Raw genomic sequence first — 23,499 nt, 5'->3', positions numbered from 1 at the left:
AGACTCTTGTACCCCTAAATTTGGTGGGACTCCGTCCTGCCAATTTTTGCTTTTCTTGCAAGACAATAGCGTCGCAAGACAACAGTGGAGCTAGTAGATGGCAACTATCAACCAGCTGGTACGTCAGCCGCGTAAGCGTATCGTCGAGAAATCCGACGTTCCTGCGCTGCAGAACTGCCCGCAACGTCGTGGCGTGTGCACCCGTGTGTACACCACTACGCCGAAAAAACCTAACTCGGCACTGCGTAAAGTATGCCGTGTGCGCCTGACCAACGGTTTCGAGGTTTCCTCGTACATCGGCGGTGAAGGCCACAACCTGCAAGAGCACAGCGTGGTACTGATCCGTGGCGGTCGTGTAAAAGACTTGCCAGGTGTTCGTTACCACACCGTTCGCGGTTCCCTGGATACTTCCGGTGTTAAAGGTCGTAACCAAGGCCGTTCGAAGTACGGTACCAAGCGTCCGAAGTAATCGGCCGTTTGCAGCAATTTGCAGTTATTCATTTTATTGAGTCGATAAGAGTAAGGTCGGGCACGCACCCCTTTGGGGTCACCTGTCCCGGGCTAACCTGAAGACCGTTTGAGGGCTTATCAATGCCAAGACGTCGTGTAGCAGCCAAGCGTGAGATTCTGGACGATCCAAAATACGGAAGCCAGATCCTCGCCAAGTTCATGAACCACGTGATGGAAAGCGGTAAAAAAGCCGTTGCCGAGCGTATCGTTTACGGTGCACTGGACAAGGTCAAAGAACGCAAGAACAGCGATCCCCTGGAAATCTTCGAGAAAGCTCTCGACGCCATCGCTCCGCTGGTCGAAGTTAAGTCGCGCCGTGTAGGCGGTGCTACTTACCAGGTTCCTGTTGAAGTTCGTCCTTCCCGTCGTAACGCTCTGGCAATGCGCTGGTTGGTAGACTACGCCCGCAAGCGTGGCGAGAAGTCCATGGCCCTGCGCCTGGCTGGCGAGCTGCTGGATGCTGCTGAAGGCAAAGGTGCTGCAGTCAAGAAGCGTGAAGACGTACACCGTATGGCCGAAGCCAACAAAGCGTTCTCGCACTACCGCTTCTAATTCAGGCATCACTATTTTTGCGAGGGCTCTATGGCTCGTACTACACCAATCAACCGCTACCGTAACATTGGTATTTGCGCGCACGTTGACGCGGGCAAAACTACCACTACCGAGCGGATCCTGTTCTACACAGGTCTGAGCCACAAAATGGGCGAGGTGCACGACGGCGCCGCGACCACCGACTGGATGGTGCAGGAGCAGGAGCGGGGTATTACCATTACCTCCGCTGCTGTTACCACTTTCTGGGAAGGTTCCCGTGGCCAGTACGGCAAATACCGCGTAAACGTCATCGATACCCCGGGCCACGTTGACTTCACCATTGAAGTAGAGCGTTCGCTGCGCGTACTCGACGGCGCTGTCGTTGTATTCTGCGGTACTTCCGGCGTTGAGCCGCAGTCCGAAACCGTATGGCGTCAAGCCAACAAGTACGGTGTTCCGCGTGTTGTTTACGTGAACAAGATGGACCGTGCCGGTGCAAACTTCCTGCGCGTCGTAGGTCAGATCAAAAACCGTCTGGGTCACACCCCGGTTCCTGTTCAGCTGGCTATCGGCTCGGAAGACAACTTCCAGGGCCAGGTCGACCTGATCAAGATGAAGGCGATCTACTGGAACGACGACGACAAGGGCACCACCTATCGCGAGGAAGAAATTCCTGCCGATATGCTGGACCTGGCTAACGAGTGGCGCGCCAACATGGTCGAAGCCGCTGCAGAAGCCAACGAAGAGCTGATGAACAAGTACCTTGAAGAAGGTGAGCTGACCGTCGAAGAAATCAAAGCCGGTCTGCGTGCGCGCACCCTGGCCAGCGAGATCGTTCCGGCTGTCTGCGGTTCTTCCTTCAAGAACAAGGGCGTTCCTCTGGTACTCGATGCTGTTATCGACTTCCTGCCTGCTCCTACCGAGATTCCTGCGATCAAGGGTATCCACCCTGACCTGATCGAGAAGCCGAAGGAAGAGCTGACCGAAGCTGACTACGACGAGCGTCACGCTGACGACAGTGAGCCGTTCTCGGCGCTGGCGTTCAAGATTGCTACCGACCCGTTCGTGGGTACCCTGACCTTCGTGCGCGTTTACTCGGGCATGCTGCTGTCTGGCGACTCCGTGATCAACTCGGTCAAAGGCAAGAAAGAGCGCGTTGGTCGTATGGTGCAGATGCACGCCAACCAGCGTGAAGAGATCAAGGAAGTACTGGCAGGCGACATCGCCGCCCTGATCGGCATGAAGGACGTCACCACCGGTGACACCCTGTGCAACGCCGACAAGCCAATCATCCTTGAGCGTATGGACTTCCCGGAGCCTGTGATCTCGGTAGCTGTTGAGCCGAAGACCAAGCAGGACCAGGAGAAGATGGGTATCGCACTGGGCAAACTGGCTCAGGAAGACCCGTCGTTCCGCGTCAAGACCGATGAAGAAACCGGCCAGACCATCATTTCCGGTATGGGCGAGCTTCACCTGGACATCCTCGTTGACCGCATGAAGCGCGAGTTCAACGTCGAAGCCAACATCGGTAAGCCTCAGGTTTCCTACCGCGAGCAGATCACCAAGGACAACGTCGAGATCGAAGGTAAATTCGTTCGTCAGTCCGGTGGTCGTGGTCAGTTCGGTCACTGCTGGATTCGCTTCTCGCAGCCATCGGTAGACGCCCAAGGCAACATCACCGAAGGCCTGGAATTCACCAACGAAGTTGTAGGTGGTGTGGTTCCTAAGGAATACATCCCGGCGATCCAGAAGGGTATCGAAGAGCAGATGAAGAACGGCATCGTTGCCGGCTATCCGCTGATCGGCCTGAAGGCAACCGTGTTTGATGGTTCCTACCACGACGTCGACTCGAACGAGATGGCGTTCAAGGTGGCCGCTTCCATGGCGACCAAGCAACTCGCAGCCAAAGGCGGCGGTAAGGTGCTTGAGCCGATCATGAAGGTAGAAGTTGTGACCCCTGAGGACTACATGGGTGACGTGATGGGTGACCTGAACCGTCGTCGTGGTCTGATCCAGGGTATGGAAGATTCGGTGTCCGGCAAGGTTGTCCGTGCTGAAGTTCCGCTCGGAGAGATGTTCGGTTATGCGACCGACGTTCGTTCCATGTCTCAGGGTCGCGCGAGCTACTCCATGGAATTCTCCAAATACGCCGAAGCTCCGTCGAATATCGTCGAAGCACTCGTTAAAAAACAAGGCTAATCCAGCCCTTTAGGCAAGAGGTTCACTGTCGTGGCTAAAGAAAAATTTGATCGTTCCCTTCCGCACGTCAACGTTGGCACCATCGGTCACGTTGACCACGGTAAAACCACTCTGACCGCAGCTCTGACTCGCGTCTGCTCCGAAGTTTTCGGTTCGGCCGTTGTTGAGTTCGACAAAATCGACTCGGCTCCAGAAGAAAAAGCTCGTGGTATCACCATCAACACCGCGCACGTCGAGTACAACTCGAACATTCGTCACTACGCTCACGTTGACTGCCCAGGTCACGCTGACTACGTGAAGAACATGATCACCGGTGCTGCCCAGATGGACGGCGCGATCCTGGTTTGCTCGGCCGCCGATGGTCCGATGCCACAAACCCGTGAGCACATCCTGCTGTCCCGTCAGGTAGGCGTTCCGTACATCGTGGTCTTCCTGAACAAGGCTGACCTGGTAGACGACGCTGAGCTGCTGGAACTGGTCGAGATGGAAGTTCGCGACCTGCTGTCCACCTATGACTTCCCAGGCGACGACACTCCGATCATCATCGGTTCGGCTCGTATGGCGCTGGAAGGCAAAGACGACAACGAAATGGGCACCACCGCTGTCAAGAAGCTGGTTGAGACTCTGGACAGCTACATCCCAGAGCCTGAGCGTGCTATCGACAAGCCGTTCCTGATGCCAATCGAAGACGTATTCTCGATCTCGGGTCGTGGTACCGTTGTTACCGGTCGTATCGAGCGTGGTATCGTCCGCGTTCAAGACGCCCTGGAAATCGTTGGTCTGCGTGACACCACCACCACCACCTGCACCGGTGTTGAGATGTTCCGTAAGCTGCTGGACGAAGGTCGTGCTGGCGAGAACTGCGGCGTTCTGCTGCGTGGCACCAAGCGTGACGACGTTGAGCGTGGTCAGGTTCTGGTCAAGCCAGGTTCGGTTAAGCCGCACACCAAGTTCACCGCAGAAGTTTACGTTCTGAGCAAAGAAGAAGGCGGCCGTCATACTCCGTTCTTCAAAGGCTACCGTCCACAGTTCTACTTCCGTACTACTGACGTGACCGGTAACTGCGAACTGCCAGAAGGCGTTGAAATGGTAATGCCAGGTGACAACATCCAGATGACTGTCACTCTGATCAAAACCATCGCAATGGAAGATGGTCTGCGTTTCGCTATCCGTGAAGGCGGTCGTACCGTCGGCGCTGGCGTCGTAGCCAAAATCATCGAGTAATCCTCGATAGGTTGAAAAAAGCCTCCGCTCAGCGGGGGCTTTTTTTATTGGGTTGACACCCAATAGGGGCGTCTATAGAATCACGCCTCCTTTTAACGGGCGTAGTGCGCCCGGTGGGAATAGCAGCCTGGAGTCTGAAATCCAATGCAAAATCAGCAAATCCGTATCAGGTTGAAGGCTTTTGACCATCGCCTGATCGACCAATCCACCCAGGAAATCGTGGAAACCGCGAAACGTACTGGTGCTCAAGTGCGTGGTCCAATTCCACTGCCTACTCGCAAAGAGCGGTTCACCGTTCTGGTCTCCCCGCACGTCAACAAAGACGCGCGTGACCAGTACGAGATCCGTACTCATAAGCGCGTTCTGGACATCGTCCAGCCAACGGATAAAACCGTTGATGCTCTTATGAAGCTTGATCTTGCGGCCGGCGTGGAAGTGCAGATCAGCCTCGGCTAAGACACGGTCTTAGTCGTGTAACGCTCTGAAATGGGCGGCCATAGCGGGTGAAAGCCCCGTACACTCATGAGGTTTACAACATGACTATTGGTGTAGTCGGTCGTAAATGCGGTATGACCCGTATTTTCACCGAAGAAGGTGTCTCCATTCCGGTCACGGTCATTGAGATCGAGCCGAATCGCGTCACCCAGTTCAAAACCGAAGAAACCGATGGCTACCGTGCAGTGCAAGTCACTGTTGGTGAGCGTCGTGCTTCGCGCGTGACTGCTGCTCAAGCAGGTCACTTCGCTAAAGCGAACGTTGCCGCTGGTCGCGGTGTCTGGGAGTTCCGTCTTGAAGAAGGCGACTACCAGGCTGGCGACTTGATCAATGCAGAAATCTTCGCTGCTGGCCAAATGGTAGATGTTACCGGTCAGTCGAAAGGTAAAGGCTTTGCCGGTACCATCAAGCGCTGGAACTTCCGCGGTCAAGATAACACCCACGGTAACTCCGTTTCCCACCGCGTCCCGGGCTCTATCGGCCAGTGCCAGACTCCTGGTCGTGTATTCAAGGGCAAGAAAATGTCCGGTCATATGGGCGCCGAGCGCGTGACCGTTCAGTCCCTGGAAGTAGTGCGCGTCGACGCTGAACGCAATCTGTTGCTGGTCAAGGGTGCCGTTCCTGGCGCTACTGGCGGTGATCTGGTTGTGCGTCCGGCTGCCAAGGCTCGCGGTTAAGGGGAAGCTGACATGCAACTAAATGTAAATGACGCTCAAGCGATCGAAGTTTCCGAACTGACTTTCGGTGGCGAATTCAACGAGACGCTGGTTCACCAAGCAGTCGTGGCCTACATGGCCGGCGGCCGTCAGGGCACCAAGCAGCAGAAAACCCGTTCCGACGTTGCTGGTGGCGGTAAGCGCCCATGGCGTCAGAAAGGTACTGGCCGCGCTCGTGCCGGTACTATCCGTAGCCCAATCTGGCGTGGCGGCGGTACCACTTTCGCAGCTCGTCCTCAAGACCACTCGCAGAAGCTCAACAAGAAGATGTACCGCGCAGCAATGCGTTCCATCCTCGCTGAGCTGGTGCGTACCGACCGTCTGGTCGTGGTTCAGGACTTCGCTGTTGAAGCACCGAAAACCAAAGATCTGCTGAACAAGCTGAATGGCATGGGTCTGAGCGACGTACTGATCGTTTCTGACGCTGTTGATCAGAATCTGTACCTGGCTGCTCGTAACCTGCCGCACGTCGACGTACGTGACGTACAGGGTTCCGATCCGGTCAGTCTGATCGCATACGACAAAGTGTTGATCACTGTGTCGGCCGTGAAGAAATTCGAGGAGCTGCTGGGATGAACCAGGAACGCGTATTTAAAGTCCTCCTTGGCCCGCACGTTTCCGAGAAGGCTACCGTTCTGGCTGAGAAAAAAGGCCAGTTCGTATTCAAGGTTGCTACTGATGCAACCAAGCTGGAAATCAAGAAAGCTGTCGAAGGCCTGTTCGGCGTAAAAGTCGAAAACGTGTCGACCGTTAACGTTCTGGGTAAATCCAAGCGTACCGCACGTGGTCTGGGCAAGCGTAATGACTGGAAGAAGGCGATCGTCTCCCTTCAGCCAGGCCAAGATCTCGATTTCAGCAGCAGTGCTGAGTAAGGAAGGGGTGCATCATGGCAATCGTTAAATGCAAACCGACTTCCCCTGGCCGCCGTTTCGTGGTCAAGGTGGTCAACAAGGAGCTGCATAAAGGCGCTCCTCACGCACCGCTGCTCGAGAAGAAGTCGAAGTCTGGTGGTCGTAACAACAATGGCCGCATCACTACGCGTCACGTAGGTGGTGGTCATAAGCAGCATTACCGTATGGTCGATTTCCGTCGCAACGACAAAGATGGCATCGTCGCCACTGTCGAGCGTATCGAATACGATCCAAACCGTACTGCTCACATCGCACTGCTGTGCTACGCAGACGGCGAGCGCCGCTACATCATCGCCCCTAAAGGCGTTGCTGCTGGCGACCAGCTGATCGCAGGCGCTCTGGCTCCAATCAAGCCAGGCAACTCCCTGCAACTGCGCAACATCCCAGTGGGTAGCACCATTCACGGCATCGAACTGAAGCCGGGCAAAGGTGCACAGATCGCTCGTTCCGCTGGTGCTTCGGCTCAGCTGATCGCTCGCGAAGGTGTCTATGTGACCCTGCGTCTGCGCTCTGGTGAAATGCGTAAAGTCCTGGCTGAGTGCCGTGCGACCCTGGGCGAAGTCTCGAACTCCGAGCACAGCCTGCGTTCGCTGGGTAAAGCTGGTGCCAAACGCTGGCGTGGCGTTCGCCCAACCGTTCGTGGTGTTGCCATGAACCCGGTTGACCACCCACATGGTGGTGGTGAAGGTCGTACCTCCGGTGGTCGTCATCCGGTATCGCCATGGGGCTTCCCGACTAAGGGCGCGAAGACTCGTGGTAATAAGCGTACCGACAACATGATCGTCCGTCGTCGCAAGTAAATAGAGGGATACGACAGTGCCACGTTCTCTGAAAAAAGGTCCTTTTATCGATCTTCACCTACTGAAGAAGATCGAAGTGGCGGCGGAGAAGAACGATCGCAAACCAGTTAAAACCTGGTCGCGTCGTTCCATGATCCTGCCACAAATGGTCGGTCTGACCATCGCGGTACACAACGGTCGCCAACACGTCCCAGTTCTCGTGAACGAAGACATGGTCGGCCATAAACTGGGCGAGTTTGCCGGTACCCGCACTTATCGTGGGCACGTGGCTGACAAGAAAGCCAAGCGTTAAGGGGTAAGGAAATGGAAGTAGCCGCTAAGTTGTCGGGCGCTCGAATCTCCGCCCAGAAAGCCCGCTTGGTCGCCGACCAGATCCGCGGGAAGAAGGTGGGCGAAGCGCTCAACCTGTTGGCTTTCAGCAGCAAAAAAGCCGCTGAAATCATGAAGAAAGTCCTCGAGTCGGCCGTAGCCAACGCCGAGCATAACGAAGGCGCAGACGTTGATGACCTGAAGGTCTCCACCGTTTTCGTCAACGAAGGGCGTTCGCTGAAGCGTATCATGCCGCGTGCCAAAGGCCGCGCTGATCGCATCGTCAAGCGGTCTTGCCATATCACTGTCAAGGTTGCGGACAAGTAACGGAGTCGATCAGATGGGTCAGAAAGTACATCCCACTGGCATTCGCCTGGGAATCGTCAAGGAGCACACCTCCGTCTGGTACGCAGACGGTCGGACTTATGCGGACTATTTGCTCGCAGATCTGAATGTGCGTGAGTACCTCCAAGACAAACTAAAAAGCGCGTCCGTTAGCCGTATCGATATCCATCGTCCGGCTCAAACTGCACGCATCACCATCCACACCGCTCGTCCAGGTATCGTTATCGGGAAGAAAGGTGAAGATGTTGAGAAGCTGCGTCAGGACCTGACCAAGCAAATGGGTGTGCCTGTGCACATCAATATCGAAGAGATCCGCAAGCCGGAACTCGACGGTATGCTGGTTGCTCAGAGCGTTGCTCAGCAGCTGGAGCGTCGTGTGATGTTCCGTCGCGCCATGAAGCGCGCCGTACAGAACGCCATGCGCATTGGTGCCAAAGGCATCAAGATCCAGGTGAGCGGTCGTCTCGGTGGTGCTGAAATCGCACGTACTGAATGGTATCGCGAAGGTCGTGTGCCGCTGCACACCCTGCGTGCTGATATCGACTATGCCACTTACGAAGCTCACACCACTTACGGTGTGATCGGTGTGAAGGTTTGGATTTTCAAAGGCGAAGTTATTGGTGGTCGCCAAGAAGAACTGAAACCACAAGCACCAGCGCCTCGTAAAAAAGCTGCTAAGTAAGGGGTACGCCAAATGTTGCAACCAAAGCGTACAAAATTCCGCAAGCAGATGACTGGCCACAACCGTGGTCTGGCACTGCGCGGTAGCAAAGTCAGCTTCGGCGAGTTTGCTCTGAAAGCTGTTGCTCGCGGTCGTCTCACCGCCCGCCAGATTGAGTCGGCACGTCGTGCTCTGACCCGTCACGTAAAACGTGGCGGTAAAATCTGGATCCGTGTGTTCCCGGACAAACCGATCTCCAAGAAGCCTCTCGAAGTGCGGATGGGTAAAGGTAAAGGTTCCGTGGAATACTGGGTTGCCCAGATCCAGCCAGGCAAAGTCCTGTACGAGATCGAGGGTGTTTCTGAAGAGTTGGCGCGTGAGGCTTTCGCCTTGGCGGCTGCAAAGCTGCCTCTCGCCACCTCCTTTGTTAAGCGGACGGTGATGTGATGAAAGCGAATGAACTTCGTGAAAAATCAGCACAGCAACTGAACGAGCAACTGCTCGGCTTGCTGCGCGACCAGTTCAATCTGCGTATGCAGAAAGCAACTGGCCAGTTGGGGCAGTCGCACCTGCTCTCGCAAGTTAAGCGTGACATCGCTCGCGTGAAAACTGTGCTCAACCAGCAGGCAGGTAAGTGATCATGGCTGAAGCTGAAAAAACCGTCCGTACGCTGACTGGCCGTGTCGTCAGCGACAAGATGGACAAAACCATCACCGTACTGATCGAGCGTCGCGTAAAGCACCCGATCTACGGTAAATACGTTAAGCGTTCGACTAAGCTGCACGCGCACGACGAAACCAATCAGTGCCACATCGGCGACAAGGTCTCCATCCGCGAGACCCGTCCGCTGGCCAAGACCAAAGCTTGGGCACTGGTTGAAGTTCTCGAACGCGCTGTTGAAGTCTAAGGGCTAAGGGTCGGAGAAATTTTATGATTCAGACTCAATCCATGCTCGATGTGGCCGATAACAGCGGCGCTCGTCGCGTCATGTGCATCAAGGTTCTCGGCGGTTCGCACCGCCGTTACGCCGGTATCGGTGACATCATCAAGGTAACCGTCAAGGAAGCAATTCCTCGCGGTAAAGTGAAGAAAGGCCAAGTGATGACTGCTGTTGTAGTCCGCACTCGCCACGGTGTCCGTCGCGCTGACGGCTCCATCATCCGCTTTGATGGCAATGCTGCTGTTCTGCTGAACAACAAGCAAGAGCCGATCGGCACCCGTATCTTTGGGCCAGTGACCCGTGAACTTCGTACTGAGAAGTTCATGAAGATCGTCTCGCTCGCCCCAGAAGTGCTGTAAGGAGATCCGACATGCAAAAGATTCGTCGTGACGACGAGATCATCGTGATCGCCGGCAAAGACAAAGGTAAGCGCGGTAAGGTGCTCAAGGTTCTCGCTGACGACCGTCTGGTCGTTGGTGGGATCAACCTGGTGAAGCGTCATACCAAGCCTAACCCGATGTCGGGCGTACAAGGCGGTATCGTCGAGAAAGAAGCGCCACTGCACGCTTCCAACGTCGCCATTTTCAACGGCGAAACCAACAAGGCTGACCGCGTTGGTTTCAAAGTAGAAGACGGCAAGAAAATTCGTGTCTTCAAGTCGACCCAAAAAGCGGTTGATGCTTGAACACTGCTAGGTAGAAGACCATGGCACGACTGAAAGAGATTTACCGGAAGGAAATTGCTCCGAAGCTTAAGGAAGAACTTAAGCTGGCGAACGTGATGGAAGTTCCGCGCGTTACCAAGATCACCCTGAACATGGGTCTGGGCGAAGCTGTCGGCGACAAAAAAGTCATCGAGCACGCTGTTGCTGACCTGGAGAAGATCACCGGTCAGAAAGCCGTTGTGACTTTCGCTCGGAAATCCATCGCGGGCTTTAAAGTCCGTGAGGGCTGGCCGATCGGCGTTAAAGTTACTCTGCGCCGTGATCGTATGTACGAATTCCTGGACCGCCTGCTGGCGATCTCCCTGCCTCGGGTTCGCGACTTCCGCGGCCTGAATGCCAAGTCCTTCGACGGTCGTGGCAACTACAGCATGGGCGTGAAAGAGCAGATCATCTTCCCGGAAATCGACTACGACAAGATCGATGCTCTGCGCGGTCTGGACATTACCCTGACCACCACTGCCAAGAACGATGACGAAGGCCGCGCTCTGCTGCGTGCTTTCAAATTCCCGTTCCGCAACTGATTGGAGTAGGAAAATGGCCAAGAAGAGCATGAAAAACCGTGAGCTGAAGCGTCAGCTCACTGTTGCCAAGTACGCCAAGAAGCGTGCCGAGCTGAAAGCGACCATCGTTAATCTGGAAGCAACTCCAGAAGAGCGTTTTGCCGCTGTCGTAGCTCTGCAGAAGCAGCCACGTGACGCCAGCGCTTCGCGCCTGCGTAACCGCTGCCGCATCACCGGCCGTCCACACGGCGTTTACCGCAAGTTCGGCCTCGGCCGTAACAAGCTGCGTGAAGCAGCAATGCGCGGTGACGTTCCAGGTCTGGTTAAAGCCAGCTGGTAAGACGTGCCGGCAGCGTCCAGGTGGCGGAAGAGCAATCTTCCGACCACCGGTGACATTGCAACGAAACAAGCCCCTTCTGGGGCTTGTTTCGTTTCTGGGATCTGTCTAGAATGACCGGCTCTCCTGAGCCCGGGTTTTTTGACCTGGTCGCTCAGGCGACTGTAGTAGCCGAGAGGCTAATTTTTCTTGTATCAGGAGCGTCTAGCCCATGAGTATGCAGGACCCGTTAGCGGACATGCTAACTCGCATCCGTAATGCCCAGATGGCTGAAAAGTCCGTCGTAAGCATGCCTTCGTCGACTCTGAAGGTTGCGGTAGCCAAAGTTCTGAAAGACGAAGGTTACATCGCTGGCTACCAAGTCAGCAGCGAAGTAAAGCCATCGCTTTCCATCGAGCTGAAATACTTCGAAGGCCGTCCAGTCATCGAAGAAGTCAAGCGCGTAAGTCGTCCAGGCCTGCGTCAGTACAAGTCCGTCGAAGAACTGCCGAAAGTACGTGGCGGTCTGGGCGTGTCTATCGTCTCCACCAACAAAGGTGTGATGACTGATCGTGCTGCGCGCGCTGCCGGTGTCGGCGGCGAAGTTCTCTGCACAGTGTTCTAAGGGGGGATAAGCATGTCTCGCGTCGCTAAGAACCCCGTTAAGCTGCCAGCAGGCGTCGAAGTTAAATTCGTCGGCCAGCAGCTTTCGGTGAAGGGTGCCAAGGGCACTCTCGAACTGAACGTTCACTCGTCAGTAGAAGTCGTTGAAGAAGCTGGTGAGCTGCGTTTCGCTGCTCGCAATGGCGATCAACAAACTCGCGCTATGGCCGGTACTACCCGTGCTCTGGTAAACAACATGGTCCAAGGCGTAAGCCAAGGCTTCGAGCGTAAGCTCCAGCTGGTCGGTGTTGGTTACAAAGCTCAGGCTAAAGGCACTGTGCTGAACCTTGCGCTCGGCTTCTCGCATCCAGTGGATTACGAATTGCCTGAGGGCATCACCGCTGAGACCCCAAGCCAGACCGATATCCTGATCAAGGGTATCGACAAGCAGCTGGTAGGTCAGGTGGCCGCTGAAATCCGCGACTTCCGTCCACCAGAGCCGTACAAAGGCAAGGGTGTGCGTTACGCGGACGAAGTCGTCCGTCGTAAAGAAGCCAAGAAGAAGTAGGGCCTAGCAAATGACCGACAAAAAAGTTACTCGACTGCGTCGCGCTCGCAAAGCACGCCTGAAAATGCACGAACTCGAAGTCGTGCGTCTCTGCGTGTTCCGCTCCTCGCAGCACATCTACGCCCAGGTCATTTCGGCCGACGGCAGCAAAGTCCTGGCCAGCGCCTCGACTTTGGACAAAGACCTGCGTGATGGCGCCACTGGCAACATCGACGCGGCCACTAAGGTTGGCAAGCTGGTAGCTGAGCGCGCGAAAGCCGCCGGTGTATCTCAAGTTGCCTTTGACCGTTCTGGCTTCAAGTATCACGGCCGTGTGAAAGCGCTGGCTGATGGTGCTCGTGAAGGCGGACTGGAGTTCTAAGTTATGTCAAATAACGATCAAAAGCGCGACGAAGGCTACATCGAGAAGCTGGTTCAAGTTAACCGCGTAGCAAAAACCGTTAAAGGCGGCCGTATCTTCACTTTCACCGCGTTGACCGTGGTTGGTGATGGTAAAGGTCGTGTCGGCTTCGGCCGTGGCAAATCGCGCGAAGTACCTGCTGCGATCCAGAAAGCCATGGAAGCTGCCCGCCGCAACATGATTCAGGTTGACCTGAACGGCACCACTCTGCAGTACGCTACCAAGTCCGCCCATGGCGCGTCGAAGGTGTACATGCAGCCTGCCTCTGAAGGTACCGGTATCATCGCCGGTGGCGCAATGCGTGCCGTCCTGGAAGTTGCTGGCGTTCAGAACGTCCTGGCCAAGTGCTACGGCTCGACTAACCCTGTAAACGTGGTTCACGCCACTTTCAAGGGTCTGAAGGCTATGCAGTCTCCTGAATCCATTGCTGCCAAGCGCGGCAAGAGCGTTGAGGAGATCCGCTGATCATGGCTACCGTTAAAGTAACGCTGATCAAAAGCACCGCCGGCCGTCTCCCTAACCACAAACTGTGTGTTAAGGGTCTGGGTCTGCGCCGCATCGGTCACACTGTAGAAGTCCTGGATACTCCCGAGAATCGCGGGATGATCAACAAGGCTTACTACATGCTGCGCGTCGAGGGTTAATCGATGAAACTCAATGATCTGAGTCCAGCGCCGGGTTCCCGTCGCGAGAAGCATCGTCCGGGCCGTGGTATCGGTAGCGGTTTGGGTAAGACTGGTGGCCGTGGTCACAAAGGTCAAACCTCCCGTTCCGGTGGCACCATTGCTCCAGGCTTTGAAGGCGGTCAACAGCCGCTGCACCGTCGTCTGCCGAAATTCGGCTTCGTTTCCCTGAAAGCCATGGACCGCGCAGAAGTGCGTCTGTCCGAGCTGGCCAAAGTGGAAGGCGACGTTGTCACCGTGCAATCCCTGAAGGATGCCAACGTGATTAACCAGAACGTACAGCGTGTGAAAATCATGCTGTCGGGCGAAGTTACTCGCGCAGTCACCATCAAGGGTATCGCAGCCACCAAAGGTGCGCGTGCGGCTATCGAAGCAGCTGGCGGCAAGTTCGAGGAATAAATGGCTAAGCAAGGTGCTCTCTCTTCGCTCGGTAAAGGCGGGATGTCTGAACTTTGGGCTCGTCTGCGTTTTCTGTTCCTGGCGATCATCGTCTATCGGATAGGCGCACACATCCCAGTTCCAGGTATCAACCCGGACCGGCTGGCGGAACTGTTTCGACAGAATGAGGGGACCATTCTTAGCTTGTTCAACATGTTTTCCGGCGGCGCGCTGGAACGGATGAGCATCTTTGCACTGGGGATCATGCCGTACATTTCGGCATCGATCATCATGCAGCTGATGACCGCCGTCAGCCCGCAGCTGGAGCAGTTGAAGAAGGAAGGTGAAGCTGGCCGTCGCAAGATCAGCCAGTACACCCGCTACGGCACCGTAATCCTGGCGCTGGTCCAGGCCATTGGCATGTCCATTGGTCTGGCCGGTCAGGGCGTGGCGTTCTCTGCTGATTTTGGCTTCCATTTCGTTGCGGTCTCCACGTTTGTGGCTGGCGCAATGTTCATGATGTGGCTGGGTGAGCAGATCACGGAGCGCGGTGTAGGCAACGGTATCTCGATGTTGATCTTCGCAGGTATCGTCGCCGGTCTTCCGAGAGCAATCGGGCAGTCTTTCGAGTCTGCACGTACGGGCGATATCAACATTTTCGCTCTGGTCGCAATCGGTTTGCTGGCAGTAGCGATTATCGGTTTTGTGGTGTTCATTGAGCGTGGTCAGCGTCGAATCGCCGTTCACTACGCCAAGCGTCAGCAGGGCCGTAAGGTCTTCGCTGCGCAGACTAGCCACTTGCCGCTGAAGGTGAACATGGCGGGCGTAATTCCTGCCATTTTCGCGAGCAGCATTTTGCTGTTCCCGGCTTCGCTGGGTGCCTGGTTCGGTCAGTCCGAAGGTATGGGCTGGTTGCAGGACATCTCGCAGTCGATCGCTCCTGGTCAGCCGTTGAATATTCTGCTGTTTAGTGCAGGGATTATTTTCTTCTGCTTCTTCTATACGGCGTTGATGTTCAATCCGAAAGACGTAGCGGAAAACCTGAAGAAGTCCGGTGCCTTTATTCCGGGCATCCGTCCAGGTGAGCAGTCGGCGCGCTACATTGATGGCGTTCTGACCCGCTTGACCATGTTCGGTGCTCTTTATATGACGGCCGTCTGTCTGCTTCCCCAGTTCCTGGTGGTTGCGGCAAACGTTCCGTTCTACCTTGGCGGGACCTCGTTGCTGATTGTGGTAGTGGTTGTGATGGACTTCATGTCCCAAGTACAATCGCACCTCGTTTCGCACCAGTACGAATCCCTGATGAAGAAAGCCAACCTGAAAGGCTACGGCGGCAGCGGTTTGCTGCGCTGAGAGACCCTTAAGGTTCGAGGAGTTGGTGATGAAAGTTCGTGCATCGGTGAAAAAGCTGTGCCGTAACTGCAAAATTATTCGCCGCGAAGGTGTTGTTCGAGTAATTTGCAGTGCGGAACCACGTCACAAACAGCGCCAAGGCTGAGTGTGATCTGCGCTTCAAACCCAGCAGCTAGTGTGCTGCTGGGTTGATTATTTGTTTCTACAGCGATATTATCTCGCGCCCTATTTCTTGGCTTCCGGGGCGTAGGTAGCTGTCAATTGGAGTCCCACTGAATGGCCCGTATTGCAGGCGTCAACATTCCAGATAACAAGCATACTGTTATCTCGCTGACCTACATCTATGGTGTTGGTCGCACTACTTCGCAGAAAATCTGCGAAGCTACTGGGGTCAACCCAGCCGCAAAGATCAAGGATCTGAGCGACGAGCAGGTTGAATCGCTGCGTACTGAAGTTGCGAAGTACATCACCGAAGGTGATCTGCGTCGTGACATCAACATGAAAATCAAGCGTTTGATGGACCTGGGTTGCTACCGCGGCCTGCGTCATCGTCGGGGTCTGCCAGTACGCGGTCAGCGTACCAAGACCAATGCGCGTACCCGTAAAGGTCCGCGTAAGCCGATCCGCAAGTAATCGCACCAGCGAATCGACAGGAATTTAGAAATGGCAAAACCTGCTGCTCGTCCTCGTAAAAAAGTTAAAAAGACAGTGGTTGATGGCATCGCCCACATCCATGCCTCTTTTAACAACACCATCGTGACCATTACCGATCGTCAAGGTAACGCCCTGTCCTGGGCTACCTCCGGCGGTTCGGGTTTCCGCGGTTCCCGCAAGTCCACCCCGTTCGCTGCTCAAGTAGCTGCTGAGCGTGCTGGTCAAGCTGCGCTGGAATATGGTCTGAAGAACCTCGACGTAAACGTCAAGGGTCCAGGTCCAGGTCGTGAGTCCGCTGTTCGTGCTTTGAACGGTTGTGGCTATAAGATCGCCAGCATCACCGACGTGACGCCAATCCCGCATAACGGGTGCCGTCCGCCGAAGAAGCGCCGCGTGTAATCAGGAGACAGATAAATGGCACGTTACATTGGTCCAAAATGCAAACTGTCTCGTCGTGAAGGCACCGATCTGTTCCTGAAGAGCGGCGTTCGCGCTCTGGAATCGAAGTGCAACATCGAAGCAGCCCCAGGTATCCACGGCCAGCGCCGTGGCCGTCAGTCCGACTACGGTACCCAGCTGCGCGAGAAACAAAAAGTACGTCGCATCTATGGCGTTCTCGAGCGTCAGTTCAGTGGTTACTACAAGGAAGCAGCCGCCAAGAAGGGTGCTACCGGTGAGAACCTGCTGCAACTGCTCGAATGCCGTCTGGATAACGTCGTTTATCGTATGGGCTTTGGCGCTACTCGTGCCGAATCTCGTCAGCTGGTTTCGCATAAAGCGATCAGCATCAACGGCAAGACTGTAAACATTCCGTCCTACCAAGTTCGTCCGGGTGACGTGGTCGCAGTTCGCGAGAAATCGCTGAACCAGCTGCGCATTGTTCAAGCCCTTGAACTGTGCGCCCAGCGTGGCCGCGTTGAGTGGGTAGATGTGGATGCTGCCAAGAAGTCGGGCGTTTTCAAGAACGTTCCAGCTCGCAGTGACCTGTCCGCCGACATCAACGAAAGCCTGATTGTCGAGCTCTACTCCAAGTAAGGGCTAGAAAATAGGTGCATCCATGCAGATTTCGGTAAATGAGTTCCTGACGCCCCGCCACATTGATGTGCAGGTCGTCAGTCCAACCCGCGCTAAAATCACGCTCGAGCCTCTCGAGCGTGGCTTTGGCCATACCCTGGGCAACGCGCTGCGCCGCATCCTGTTGTCCTCTATGCCTGGCTGTGCAGTAGTCGAGGCCGAGATTGACGGTGTACTCCATGAGTACTCGGCAATCGAAGGTGTACAGGAAGATGTCATTGAAATCCTGTTGAACCTGAAAGGCCTGGCTATCAAACTGCACGGTCGTGACGAAGTTACGCTGACCTTGTCGAAAAAGGGTTCGGGGGTGGTTACCGCTGCCGATATTCAGCTGGATCATGATGTCGAGATCGTTAACCCCGATCACGTAATCGCTAACCTGGCGTCTAACGGCGCCCTGAACATGAAGCTCACCGTAGCTCGTGGTCGTGGTTATGAGCCGGCCGATTCGCGTCAGAGCGATGAAGACGAAAGCCGCAGCATTGGTCGCTTGCAGCTTGACTCTTCGTTCAGCCCGGTTCGCCGTATCGCATACGTGGTGGAAAACGCCCGTGTCGAGCAGCGTACCAACCTGGACAAGCTGGTTATTGATCTGGAAACCAACGGTACTCTGGATCCTGAAGAGGCTATCCGTCGTGCTGCAACCATTCTGCAACAGCAGTTGGCTGCGTTCGTCGACCTCAAAGGTGACAGCGAACCAGTGGTAGTCGAACAGGAAGACGAGATCGATCCGATCCTGCTTCGTCCGGTTGACGATCTGGAATTGACCGTACGTTCGGCCAACTGCCTTAAGGCGGAGAACATTTACTACATCGGCGATCTGATTCAGCGCACCGAAGTAGAACTGTTGAAGACTCCGAACCTGGGCAAGAAGTCCCTGACTGAAATCAAGGACGTTCTGGCCTCCCGTGGTCTGTCCCTCGGCATGCGCCTCGACAACTGGCCGCCTGCAAGTCTTAAGAAGGACGACAAGGCGACTGCCTGATCGTCGTAATCACCGAACGTAGTGTTTGGTAAGGAATGAATCATGCGTCATCGTAAAAGTGGACGTCACCTGAGCCGTACCAGCTCTCACCGCAAGGCTATGTTCCAGAACATGGCGGTGTCGCTGTTCGAGCACGAGCTGATCAAAACTACCCTGCCAAAAGCCAAGGAACTGCGCCGCGTTGCCGAGCCGCTGATCACCCTGGCCAAGGAAGACAGCGTAGCTAACCGTCGTCTGGCTTTCGACCGTACCCGTTCGAAAGAAATCGTCGGTAAGCTGTTCAACGATCTGGGCAAGCGCTATGCCACCCGTCAGGGCGGCTACCTGCGTATCCTCAAGTGCGGCTTCCGCGCTGGCGATAACGCACCAATGGCGTACGTCGAGCTGGTTGATCGTCCTGTCGGTGGCTCGGTAGAAGCTGCTGAATAAGACGTCAGTCTGAAACAAAAAACCGGGCCTAGTGTCCGGTTTTTTGTGTCTACATGTATTGTAATAATCTATTGATGTAAGTCAGGTAATAAATTTGTTGCTGTCATAGTTCTGGTCGATACTCACTGCAAGCCGATTAGCCGGCCGTTTGGGACCGATGCATGTCGAGACCGATGCAGTTCAAGACCGATAAGGAGATAGCGCATGAGCCAGACCAAGACACTGACGACCGCCAGCGGCGCACCGGTTGCCGATAACCAGAACTCGCGCTCTGCGGGTCCACGCGGGCCGTTGTTGCTGGATGATTTTCACCTGATTGAAAAGCTTGCCCACTTCAATCGCGAAAACATCCCCGAGCGTCGCGTACACGCGAAGGGTTCGGGCGCCTATGGCACCTTCACTGTGACGCGGGACATTTCCCAGTACAGCTATGCCAAGCTGTTCAGCGCTGTCGGCAAGCAGACCGAAACCTTCCTGCGCTTTTCCACTGTCGGCGGCGAGCGCGGCTCGGCGGATACCGAGCGTGACCCGCGTGGTTTTGCGGTCAAGTTCTATACCGAAGAGGGTAACTGGGACATCGTCGGTAACAACACCCCGGTGTTTTTCATTCGCGACCCGCTGAAATTCCCCGACTTCATCCACACCCAGAAGCGTCTGCCGCAAAGTAACCTGAAAAGTGCGCAGATGATGTGGGACTTCTGGTCGCACTCGCCCGAGGCGCTGCACCAGGTCACCATTCTGTTCTCCGACCGCGGCATTCCTGATGGCTATCGCCACATGCACGGTTTTGGCAGTCACACCTACAGCTTGATCAATGCCTGCGGTCAGCGCACCTGGGTCAAGTGGCACTTCAAGACCAAGCAGGGCATCAAGAACCTGGCACCTGCCGATGCAGCACGCCTGGCCGGTACTGACCCGGATTACGCCCAACGCGATCTGTTCGAAGCGATCGAGCGCGGCGACTTCCCGAAATGGGCAGTGTGCATCCAGGTAATGAGCGAAGAAGAAGCGGCAAGCCGCGACGAGAACCCGTTCGACGTGACCAAGACCTGGTCGCAAAAGGACTTCCCGCTGATCGAGATCGGCGAGCTGGAACTCAACCGCAACCCGCTCAACTACTTCGCCGAAGTCGAGCAGGCCGCGTTCGGGCCGAGCAACATGGTTCCGGGTGTTGGCCTGTCGCCTGACCGCATGCTCCAGGGGCGCGTGTTTGCCTATGCAGATGCCCACCGCTACCGTGTTGGTACCAACCATCAGCAATTGCCGGTAAACGCCCCACGTAGCCCGGTGAACAGCTACCAGCGCGATGGCAGCATGGCGTTTGGCACTAACGGTGGTGCGACCCCGAACTATGAGCCGAACAGCTACAGTAATGCGCCCAAACAGGCCCCACAGTTCGCCGAGCCGGCACTGGAGCTCAACGGTGTGGCGGATCGTTACGATCATCGCGAAGACACCGATTACTACAGCCACGCCGGTGCACTGTTCCGGTTGATGGACACTGACCAGAAAGCCCTGCTGATCAGCAACATTGCCGGCGCGATGGCCGGGGTTTCGGCGGATGTTGTGCAGCGTCAGCTGCAGCACTTCTTTAAGGCCGATCCGGCCTATGGAGAAGGCATTGCCAAGGCTTTGGGCATAAATCTCGCCTAAGTCGAAGTGATAAGAAGAACCGCCCTCATTTGGGCGGTTTTTCAATGAATATCACTACTGTTTACCCGCTTTTTTGCACTTTTTTGCCCAATCCCAAGTGACCTCTCGATGATCCTGGTTCAAACTATGACTTTCACACAGGGAGAGGCAGGGCGATGCAAGGTCACCCGGACGTAATCGATTATCTCAACACGTTGCTGACGGGCGAACTGGCGGCACGCGATCAGTATTTCATCCATTCGCGCATGTACGAAGACTGGGGCCTGAGCAAGCTCTACGAGCGTATCAACCACGAGATGGAAGAAGAGACCCAGCACGCCGATGCCCTGATGCGTCGTATCCTCATGCTTGAAGGTACACCGCGCATGCGTCCTGATGATCTGGACGTTGGCACCACTGTGCCGGAAATGATCGCTGCTGACCTGCGCCTGGAGTACAAAGTGCGCGCAGCGCTGTGTAAAGGCATCGAGTTGTGCGAGCTGCACAAGGACTACATCAGCCGCGATATCCTGCGCTTGCAGCTGGCCGACACCGAAGAAGATCACACCTACTGGCTGGAGAAGCAGCAGGGCCTGATCAAGTCCATCGGCCTGGAGAACTACCTGCAGTCGCAGATGTAATCTGCCTGCTGTTAAAAAGCCCCTGTCATGCGAATGACAGGGGCTTTTTCATGGGCGTCAGACCCGGTCGCGTTCCAGCAGCGGCTTGAGGTAGTAGCCGGTGTGGGACTGTTTCATCTCGGCCACTTCCTCCGGTGTACCGAAGCCGATGATCTGGCCGCCCTTGGAGCCCCCCTCGGGGCCGAGGTCGACAATCCAGTCGGCGGTCTTGATCACGTCTAGGTTGTGCTCGATCACCACCACGGTGTTGCCGTGATCGCGTAGGCGGTGCAGCACATCGAGCAATTGCTGAATGTCGGCAAAGTGCAAGCCTGTCGTCGGTTCGTCGAGGATGTACAGGGTCTTGCCGGTATCGCGCTTGGACAGCTCACGGGACAGTTTCACCCGCTGCGCTTCACCGCCGGAGAGGGTGGTCGCCGACTGCCCCAGCTTGATGTAGGACAGACCGACATCCATCAGGGTCTGCAGCTTGCGCGCCAAGGCGGGCACCGCGTCGAAGAACTCACGGGCTTCCTCGATGGTCATTTCCAGGACTTCGTGGATGTTCTTGCCCTTGTATTTGATTTCCAGGGTTTCGCGGTTGTAGCGCTTGCTCTTGCAGACATCGCAGGGCACGTAGATGTCCGGCAGAAAGTGCATCTCGACCTTGATCAGGCCGTCGCCCTGGCACGCTTCGCAGCGGCCGCCTTTGACGTTGAACGAAAAGCGCCCCGGCCCGTAACCACGCGAGCGTGACTCGGGCACGCCGGAAAACAGTTCGCGGATCGGGGTAAACAGCCCGGTGTAGGTCGCCGGGTTCGAGCGCGGCGTACGACCGATCGGGCTCTGGTCGATGTCCACCACTTTGTCCAGGTGCTGCAGGCCATCACAACTGTCGTGAGCCGCCGCCTCAAGGGTGCTGGCGCCGTTGAGGGCGGTGGCACTCAGCGGAAACAGCGTGTTGTTGATCAGCGTCGACTTGCCTGAGCCAGAGACTCCGGTGACACAGGTCAGCAGGCCGATCGGGATTTCCAGGTCGACGTTTTGCAGGTTGTTGCCGCGTGCGCCTTTGAGCTTGATCGACAGCTTCTTGTTACGAGGGGTGCGTTTGGCCGGTACCGCGATCTTGACCCGGCCCGACAGGTACTTGCCGGTCAACGAATCGGGATGGGCCATTACCTCGGCGGGGGTGCCTTCAGCGACGATCTGGCCGCCGTGCACGCCGGCACCGGGGCCGATGTCGACGACATAGTCGGCCAGACGGATCGCGTCTTCATCGTGCTCGACCACGATGACCGTGTTGCCGATGTCACGCAGGTGGTTGAGGGTGCCCAGCAGGCGGTCGTTGTCGCGCTGGTGCAGGCCGATGGACGGTTCGTCGAGGATGTACATCACCCCGACCAGGCCGGCGCCGATCTGGCTGGCCAGGCGAATGCGCTGGGCTTCACCGCCGGACAGGGTGTCGGCACTGCGGTCCAGGGTGAGGTAGTCGAGACCGACATTGACCAGAAACTGCAGGCGTTCGCAGATTTCCTTGAGGATCTTGTCGGCGATTTCGCCGCGACGGCCAGTCAGCTTGAGGCCACCGAAGTAATCGCTGGCATCGCCGATGGGCAGGTTGGTGACGGCCGGCAGGGTCTTCTCACCGACCCAGACGTGGCGCGCCTCGCGGCGCAAGCGCGTGCCGCGGCAATCGGGGCAGGGCTGGGTGCTGAGGAACTTGGCCAGCTCTTCGCGCACGGTCGCCGACTCGGTCTCGCGGTAGCGGCGCTCAAGGTTTGGCACGATCCCTTCGAACGGGTGCGAACGTTTGACGATGTCGCCGCGGTCGTTCAGGTACTTGAAGTCGACGTTTTGCTTGCCGCTGCCATTGAGGATGACTTTCTGCTGGTCGGCCGGCAGTTCGCCAAAAGGCACTTCCAGGCTGAAATCATAGTGGGCGGCCAGGGAGCCGAGCATCTGGAAGTAATAGACGTTGCGCCGGTCCCAGCCGCGGATCGCGCCTTCGGCCAGGGTGAGTTCGCTGTTGACCAGGCGCTTGATGTCGAAGAACTGCTTGACCCCCAGGCCATCGCAGGTCGGGCAGGCGCCCGCGGGGTTGTTGAACGAAAACAGCTTGGGCTCTAGCTCGCTGATGGCATGTCCGCAGATCGGGCAGGCGAAGCGGGCCGAGAAGATCATCTCCTCGAAGGGCTCATCGTCCATCGAGGCCACCAGGGCAATGCCGTCGGCCAGTTTCAGCGCAGTCTCGAACGACTCGGCCAGGCGCTGCTGCAGGTCCTCGCGGACTTTGAAGCGGTCCACCACGACTTCGATGGTGTGCTTTTTCTGTTTGTCGAGCTTGGGCAGTTCATCGAGCTCGAACAGTTTGCCGTTGACCCGGGCGCGAACGAAGCCTTGCGCGCGCAGTTCCTCAAACACCGCCAGGTGTTCGCCCTTGCGCTCGCGAATCACCGGGGCCAGCAGCATCAGCTTGCTGCCTTCGGGTTGGGCCAGCACCAGGTCGACCATCTGGCTGACAGTCTGGGCTTCCAGCGGGATGTCGTGATCCGGGCAGCGAGGAGTCCCCACACGGGCGTAGAGCAGGCGCAGGTAGTCGTAGATCTCGGTGATGGTGCCGACCGTCGAGCGCGGGTTGTGCGAGGTCGACTTCTGCTCGATGGAGATGGCGGGTGACAGTCCCTCGATCGTGTCGACATCAGGCTTTTCCATCATCGACAGGAATTGCCGCGCGTAGGCAGACAGCGATTCGACGTAGCGCCGCTGTCCTTCGGCATACAGCGTATCGAAGGCCAGCGACGACTTGCCGGAACCGGACAGGCCGGTGATAACGATCAGCTTGTCCCGGGGGAGCGTCAGGTCGATGTTCTTCAGGTTGTGGGTCCGTGCCCCACGAATCAGGATCTTGTCCACTGCGGCCTCGCTTGGCGGGCTTAAAC

35 protein-coding genes are annotated in these 23,499 nt (G+C 56.4%); 34 read left to right on the top strand and 1 reads right to left on the bottom strand.

The genetic code is table 11. From position 1 onward, the window contains the following. Positions 1 to 97: 97 nt before the first annotated feature. From rpsL to bfr, 34 genes are all read left to right on the top strand, one after another. A complete protein-coding gene (rpsL, locus tag I5S59_RS20245; RefSeq protein ID WP_003186084.1) occupies positions 98 to 469 on the top strand; it encodes a 30S ribosomal protein S12 in 372 nt (123 codons plus the stop codon). 122 nt (positions 470 to 591) lie between these two features. Then, on the top strand, positions 592 to 1,062 hold the full coding sequence (gene rpsG / locus I5S59_RS20240; RefSeq protein ID WP_008089143.1) for a 30S ribosomal protein S7: 471 nt from the start codon (positions 592 to 594) through the stop codon (positions 1,060 to 1,062). A gap of 30 nt (positions 1,063 to 1,092) precedes the next feature. After that, the gene (gene fusA, locus I5S59_RS20235) at positions 1,093 to 3,240 is read left to right on the top strand and encodes an elongation factor G (protein ID WP_128321425.1); all 2,148 of its coding nucleotides are present in this window, start codon (positions 1,093 to 1,095) and stop codon (positions 3,238 to 3,240) included. A 30-nt stretch (positions 3,241 to 3,270) separates the two neighbouring features. Then, positions 3,271 to 4,464 carry an elongation factor Tu gene (gene tuf / locus I5S59_RS20230; RefSeq protein ID WP_010220303.1) on the top strand — a complete coding sequence of 398 codons (1,194 nt, stop codon included), beginning with the start codon at positions 3,271 to 3,273 and terminating at the stop codon, positions 4,462 to 4,464. A gap of 144 nt (positions 4,465 to 4,608) precedes the next feature. After that, the gene (rpsJ, locus tag I5S59_RS20225; RefSeq protein WP_003186070.1) at positions 4,609 to 4,920 is read left to right on the top strand and encodes a 30S ribosomal protein S10; all 312 of its coding nucleotides are present in this window, start codon (positions 4,609 to 4,611) and stop codon (positions 4,918 to 4,920) included. Positions 4,921 to 5,000: 80 nt separating this feature from the next. Then, complete coding sequence (gene rplC / locus I5S59_RS20220) at positions 5,001 to 5,636, top strand: 50S ribosomal protein L3 (RefSeq protein WP_028944484.1); 636 nt, start codon at positions 5,001 to 5,003, stop codon at positions 5,634 to 5,636. Positions 5,637 to 5,648: 12 nt separating this feature from the next. After that, positions 5,649 to 6,251: a 50S ribosomal protein L4 gene (gene rplD / locus I5S59_RS20215; protein ID WP_010220305.1), complete on the top strand. Its 603-nt coding sequence runs from the start codon at positions 5,649 to 5,651 to the stop codon at positions 6,249 to 6,251. Continuing rightward, positions 6,248 to 6,547 carry a 50S ribosomal protein L23 gene (gene rplW, locus I5S59_RS20210; protein WP_128323185.1) on the top strand — a complete coding sequence of 100 codons (300 nt, stop codon included), beginning with the start codon at positions 6,248 to 6,250 and terminating at the stop codon, positions 6,545 to 6,547. The genes rplD and rplW overlap by 4 nt, the downstream gene beginning before the upstream one ends. A 14-nt stretch (positions 6,548 to 6,561) precedes the next feature. Further along, on the top strand, positions 6,562 to 7,386 hold the full coding sequence (gene rplB, locus I5S59_RS20205) for a 50S ribosomal protein L2 (RefSeq protein ID WP_038606161.1): 825 nt from the start codon (positions 6,562 to 6,564) through the stop codon (positions 7,384 to 7,386). Positions 7,387 to 7,402: 16 nt separating this feature from the next. Then, positions 7,403 to 7,678 carry a 30S ribosomal protein S19 gene (gene rpsS / locus I5S59_RS20200; protein ID WP_002555486.1) on the top strand — a complete coding sequence of 92 codons (276 nt, stop codon included), beginning with the start codon at positions 7,403 to 7,405 and terminating at the stop codon, positions 7,676 to 7,678. A gap of 11 nt (positions 7,679 to 7,689) precedes the next feature. Then, positions 7,690 to 8,022 carry a 50S ribosomal protein L22 gene (gene rplV / locus I5S59_RS20195; RefSeq protein WP_003103908.1) on the top strand — a complete coding sequence of 111 codons (333 nt, stop codon included), beginning with the start codon at positions 7,690 to 7,692 and terminating at the stop codon, positions 8,020 to 8,022. A gap of 13 nt (positions 8,023 to 8,035) precedes the next feature. Further along, positions 8,036 to 8,722 carry a 30S ribosomal protein S3 gene (gene rpsC / locus I5S59_RS20190; protein ID WP_010220308.1) on the top strand — a complete coding sequence of 229 codons (687 nt, stop codon included), beginning with the start codon at positions 8,036 to 8,038 and terminating at the stop codon, positions 8,720 to 8,722. A 12-nt stretch (positions 8,723 to 8,734) separates the two neighbouring features. Further along, positions 8,735 to 9,148: a 50S ribosomal protein L16 gene (gene rplP, locus I5S59_RS20185; protein WP_003255479.1), complete on the top strand. Its 414-nt coding sequence runs from the start codon at positions 8,735 to 8,737 to the stop codon at positions 9,146 to 9,148. Further along, entirely contained in the window at positions 9,148 to 9,339 is a 192-nt protein-coding gene (gene rpmC, locus I5S59_RS20180) for a 50S ribosomal protein L29 (protein ID WP_002555481.1), read from the top strand. Before rplP ends, rpmC begins: the two co-directional genes overlap by 1 nt. A gap of 2 nt (positions 9,340 to 9,341) precedes the next feature. After that, entirely contained in the window at positions 9,342 to 9,608 is a 267-nt protein-coding gene (gene rpsQ / locus I5S59_RS20175) for a 30S ribosomal protein S17 (protein WP_028944481.1), read from the top strand. 23 nt (positions 9,609 to 9,631) lie between these two features. Further along, complete coding sequence (gene rplN, locus I5S59_RS20170; protein ID WP_002555479.1) at positions 9,632 to 10,000, top strand: 50S ribosomal protein L14; 369 nt, start codon at positions 9,632 to 9,634, stop codon at positions 9,998 to 10,000. A gap of 11 nt (positions 10,001 to 10,011) precedes the next feature. Continuing rightward, positions 10,012 to 10,326 (top strand): 50S ribosomal protein L24, encoded by a 315-nt coding sequence (rplX, locus tag I5S59_RS20165; RefSeq protein WP_009397501.1) that lies wholly within the window; start codon positions 10,012 to 10,014, stop codon positions 10,324 to 10,326. A 20-nt stretch (positions 10,327 to 10,346) separates the two neighbouring features. After that, positions 10,347 to 10,886: a 50S ribosomal protein L5 gene (gene rplE / locus I5S59_RS20160; protein WP_028944480.1), complete on the top strand. Its 540-nt coding sequence runs from the start codon at positions 10,347 to 10,349 to the stop codon at positions 10,884 to 10,886. 13 nt (positions 10,887 to 10,899) lie between these two features. Continuing rightward, positions 10,900 to 11,205 (top strand): 30S ribosomal protein S14, encoded by a 306-nt coding sequence (rpsN, locus tag I5S59_RS20155; protein ID WP_010220312.1) that lies wholly within the window; start codon positions 10,900 to 10,902, stop codon positions 11,203 to 11,205. A 208-nt stretch (positions 11,206 to 11,413) separates the two neighbouring features. Next, positions 11,414 to 11,806, top strand: a complete 393-nt coding sequence (gene rpsH / locus I5S59_RS20150; protein ID WP_010220313.1) for a 30S ribosomal protein S8 — start codon at positions 11,414 to 11,416, stop codon at positions 11,804 to 11,806. A 12-nt stretch (positions 11,807 to 11,818) separates the two neighbouring features. Beyond that, positions 11,819 to 12,352, top strand: coding sequence for a 50S ribosomal protein L6 (rplF, locus tag I5S59_RS20145; RefSeq protein WP_043861928.1), 534 nt, complete (start codon positions 11,819 to 11,821; stop codon positions 12,350 to 12,352). A gap of 10 nt (positions 12,353 to 12,362) precedes the next feature. Further along, complete coding sequence (gene rplR / locus I5S59_RS20140) at positions 12,363 to 12,713, top strand: 50S ribosomal protein L18 (protein WP_043861927.1); 351 nt, start codon at positions 12,363 to 12,365, stop codon at positions 12,711 to 12,713. A 3-nt stretch (positions 12,714 to 12,716) separates the two neighbouring features. Continuing rightward, a complete protein-coding gene (gene rpsE / locus I5S59_RS20135) occupies positions 12,717 to 13,217 on the top strand; it encodes a 30S ribosomal protein S5 (protein WP_128323184.1) in 501 nt (166 codons plus the stop codon). Positions 13,218 to 13,219: 2 nt separating this feature from the next. Then, entirely contained in the window at positions 13,220 to 13,396 is a 177-nt protein-coding gene (gene rpmD / locus I5S59_RS20130; protein ID WP_010220317.1) for a 50S ribosomal protein L30, read from the top strand. A gap of 3 nt (positions 13,397 to 13,399) precedes the next feature. After that, positions 13,400 to 13,834: a 50S ribosomal protein L15 gene (gene rplO / locus I5S59_RS20125; RefSeq protein WP_010220318.1), complete on the top strand. Its 435-nt coding sequence runs from the start codon at positions 13,400 to 13,402 to the stop codon at positions 13,832 to 13,834. After that, positions 13,835 to 15,166 (top strand): preprotein translocase subunit SecY, encoded by a 1,332-nt coding sequence (gene secY, locus I5S59_RS20120; RefSeq protein ID WP_010220319.1) that lies wholly within the window; start codon positions 13,835 to 13,837, stop codon positions 15,164 to 15,166. It begins immediately after the preceding gene. 28 nt (positions 15,167 to 15,194) lie between these two features. After that, a complete protein-coding gene (gene rpmJ, locus I5S59_RS20115) occupies positions 15,195 to 15,311 on the top strand; it encodes a 50S ribosomal protein L36 (protein WP_002555468.1) in 117 nt (38 codons plus the stop codon). 131 nt (positions 15,312 to 15,442) lie between these two features. Then, positions 15,443 to 15,799: a 30S ribosomal protein S13 gene (rpsM, locus tag I5S59_RS20110; protein ID WP_128323183.1), complete on the top strand. Its 357-nt coding sequence runs from the start codon at positions 15,443 to 15,445 to the stop codon at positions 15,797 to 15,799. A 30-nt stretch (positions 15,800 to 15,829) separates the two neighbouring features. Beyond that, positions 15,830 to 16,219, top strand: a complete 390-nt coding sequence (gene rpsK, locus I5S59_RS20105) for a 30S ribosomal protein S11 (RefSeq protein WP_002555466.1) — start codon at positions 15,830 to 15,832, stop codon at positions 16,217 to 16,219. Between the two features lie 15 nt (positions 16,220 to 16,234). Next, a complete protein-coding gene (gene rpsD / locus I5S59_RS20100; protein ID WP_128323182.1) occupies positions 16,235 to 16,855 on the top strand; it encodes a 30S ribosomal protein S4 in 621 nt (206 codons plus the stop codon). Positions 16,856 to 16,877: 22 nt separating this feature from the next. Beyond that, positions 16,878 to 17,879 (top strand): DNA-directed RNA polymerase subunit alpha, encoded by a 1,002-nt coding sequence (locus tag I5S59_RS20095; protein ID WP_003186012.1) that lies wholly within the window; start codon positions 16,878 to 16,880, stop codon positions 17,877 to 17,879. A gap of 42 nt (positions 17,880 to 17,921) precedes the next feature. Then, positions 17,922 to 18,308 carry a 50S ribosomal protein L17 gene (gene rplQ, locus I5S59_RS20090; RefSeq protein ID WP_002555463.1) on the top strand — a complete coding sequence of 129 codons (387 nt, stop codon included), beginning with the start codon at positions 17,922 to 17,924 and terminating at the stop codon, positions 18,306 to 18,308. Between the two features lie 204 nt (positions 18,309 to 18,512). Continuing rightward, the gene (locus tag I5S59_RS20085; protein ID WP_197878180.1) at positions 18,513 to 19,961 is read left to right on the top strand and encodes a catalase; all 1,449 of its coding nucleotides are present in this window, start codon (positions 18,513 to 18,515) and stop codon (positions 19,959 to 19,961) included. A gap of 155 nt (positions 19,962 to 20,116) precedes the next feature. After that, the gene (gene bfr, locus I5S59_RS20080) at positions 20,117 to 20,581 is read left to right on the top strand and encodes a bacterioferritin (protein WP_128323180.1); all 465 of its coding nucleotides are present in this window, start codon (positions 20,117 to 20,119) and stop codon (positions 20,579 to 20,581) included. A gap of 57 nt (positions 20,582 to 20,638) precedes the next feature. On the opposite strand, the gene uvrA is transcribed toward bfr, so the two are convergent. Continuing rightward, positions 20,639 to 23,473 carry an excinuclease ABC subunit UvrA gene (gene uvrA, locus I5S59_RS20075; RefSeq protein WP_197878179.1) on the bottom strand — a complete coding sequence of 945 codons (2,835 nt, stop codon included), beginning with the start codon at positions 23,471 to 23,473 and terminating at the stop codon, positions 20,639 to 20,641. Positions 23,474 to 23,499 lie beyond the last annotated feature (26 nt).

Source organism: Pseudomonas alkylphenolica (assembly GCF_016009175.1).
In the GTDB taxonomy this organism is placed as follows: domain Bacteria; phylum Pseudomonadota; class Gammaproteobacteria; order Pseudomonadales; family Pseudomonadaceae; genus Aquipseudomonas; species Aquipseudomonas alkylphenolica_B.
Note: the sequence above shows the minus strand (reverse complement) of the source record. Positions and strands in the feature narration are given on the sequence as shown.

Excerpts from the sequence above, each read along its gene's own strand:
- rpsL (WP_003186084.1), top strand. The coding sequence starts at position 98 with ATGGCAACTATCAACCAGCTGGTACGTCAGCCGCGTAAGCGTATCGTC.
- rpsG (WP_008089143.1), top strand. The coding sequence starts at position 592 with ATGCCAAGACGTCGTGTAGCAGCCAAGCGTGAGATTCTGGACGATCCA.
- fusA (WP_128321425.1), top strand. The coding sequence starts at position 1,093 with ATGGCTCGTACTACACCAATCAACCGCTACCGTAACATTGGTATTTGC.
- rpsJ (WP_003186070.1), top strand. The coding sequence starts at position 4,609 with ATGCAAAATCAGCAAATCCGTATCAGGTTGAAGGCTTTTGACCATCGC.
- rplC (WP_028944484.1), top strand. The coding sequence starts at position 5,001 with ATGACTATTGGTGTAGTCGGTCGTAAATGCGGTATGACCCGTATTTTC.
- rplD (WP_010220305.1), top strand. The coding sequence starts at position 5,649 with ATGCAACTAAATGTAAATGACGCTCAAGCGATCGAAGTTTCCGAACTG.
- rplW (WP_128323185.1), top strand. The coding sequence starts at position 6,248 with ATGAACCAGGAACGCGTATTTAAAGTCCTCCTTGGCCCGCACGTTTCC.
- rplB (WP_038606161.1), top strand. The coding sequence starts at position 6,562 with ATGGCAATCGTTAAATGCAAACCGACTTCCCCTGGCCGCCGTTTCGTG.
- rplV (WP_003103908.1), top strand. The coding sequence starts at position 7,690 with ATGGAAGTAGCCGCTAAGTTGTCGGGCGCTCGAATCTCCGCCCAGAAA.
- rpsC (WP_010220308.1), top strand. The coding sequence starts at position 8,036 with ATGGGTCAGAAAGTACATCCCACTGGCATTCGCCTGGGAATCGTCAAG.
- rplP (WP_003255479.1), top strand. The coding sequence starts at position 8,735 with ATGTTGCAACCAAAGCGTACAAAATTCCGCAAGCAGATGACTGGCCAC.
- rpmC (WP_002555481.1), top strand. The coding sequence starts at position 9,148 with ATGAAAGCGAATGAACTTCGTGAAAAATCAGCACAGCAACTGAACGAG.
- rpsQ (WP_028944481.1), top strand. The coding sequence starts at position 9,342 with ATGGCTGAAGCTGAAAAAACCGTCCGTACGCTGACTGGCCGTGTCGTC.
- rplN (WP_002555479.1), top strand. The coding sequence starts at position 9,632 with ATGATTCAGACTCAATCCATGCTCGATGTGGCCGATAACAGCGGCGCT.
- rplX (WP_009397501.1), top strand. The coding sequence starts at position 10,012 with ATGCAAAAGATTCGTCGTGACGACGAGATCATCGTGATCGCCGGCAAA.
- rplE (WP_028944480.1), top strand. The coding sequence starts at position 10,347 with ATGGCACGACTGAAAGAGATTTACCGGAAGGAAATTGCTCCGAAGCTT.
- rpsN (WP_010220312.1), top strand. The coding sequence starts at position 10,900 with ATGGCCAAGAAGAGCATGAAAAACCGTGAGCTGAAGCGTCAGCTCACT.
- rpsH (WP_010220313.1), top strand. The coding sequence starts at position 11,414 with ATGAGTATGCAGGACCCGTTAGCGGACATGCTAACTCGCATCCGTAAT.
- rplF (WP_043861928.1), top strand. The coding sequence starts at position 11,819 with ATGTCTCGCGTCGCTAAGAACCCCGTTAAGCTGCCAGCAGGCGTCGAA.
- rplR (WP_043861927.1), top strand. The coding sequence starts at position 12,363 with ATGACCGACAAAAAAGTTACTCGACTGCGTCGCGCTCGCAAAGCACGC.
- rpsE (WP_128323184.1), top strand. The coding sequence starts at position 12,717 with ATGTCAAATAACGATCAAAAGCGCGACGAAGGCTACATCGAGAAGCTG.
- rpmD (WP_010220317.1), top strand. The coding sequence starts at position 13,220 with ATGGCTACCGTTAAAGTAACGCTGATCAAAAGCACCGCCGGCCGTCTC.
- rplO (WP_010220318.1), top strand. The coding sequence starts at position 13,400 with ATGAAACTCAATGATCTGAGTCCAGCGCCGGGTTCCCGTCGCGAGAAG.
- secY (WP_010220319.1), top strand. The coding sequence starts at position 13,835 with ATGGCTAAGCAAGGTGCTCTCTCTTCGCTCGGTAAAGGCGGGATGTCT.
- rpmJ (WP_002555468.1), top strand. The coding sequence starts at position 15,195 with ATGAAAGTTCGTGCATCGGTGAAAAAGCTGTGCCGTAACTGCAAAATT.
- rpsM (WP_128323183.1), top strand. The coding sequence starts at position 15,443 with ATGGCCCGTATTGCAGGCGTCAACATTCCAGATAACAAGCATACTGTT.
- rpsK (WP_002555466.1), top strand. The coding sequence starts at position 15,830 with ATGGCAAAACCTGCTGCTCGTCCTCGTAAAAAAGTTAAAAAGACAGTG.
- rpsD (WP_128323182.1), top strand. The coding sequence starts at position 16,235 with ATGGCACGTTACATTGGTCCAAAATGCAAACTGTCTCGTCGTGAAGGC.
- I5S59_RS20095 (WP_003186012.1), top strand. The coding sequence starts at position 16,878 with ATGCAGATTTCGGTAAATGAGTTCCTGACGCCCCGCCACATTGATGTG.
- rplQ (WP_002555463.1), top strand. The coding sequence starts at position 17,922 with ATGCGTCATCGTAAAAGTGGACGTCACCTGAGCCGTACCAGCTCTCAC.
- I5S59_RS20085 (WP_197878180.1), top strand. The coding sequence starts at position 18,513 with ATGAGCCAGACCAAGACACTGACGACCGCCAGCGGCGCACCGGTTGCC.
- bfr (WP_128323180.1), top strand. The coding sequence starts at position 20,117 with ATGCAAGGTCACCCGGACGTAATCGATTATCTCAACACGTTGCTGACG.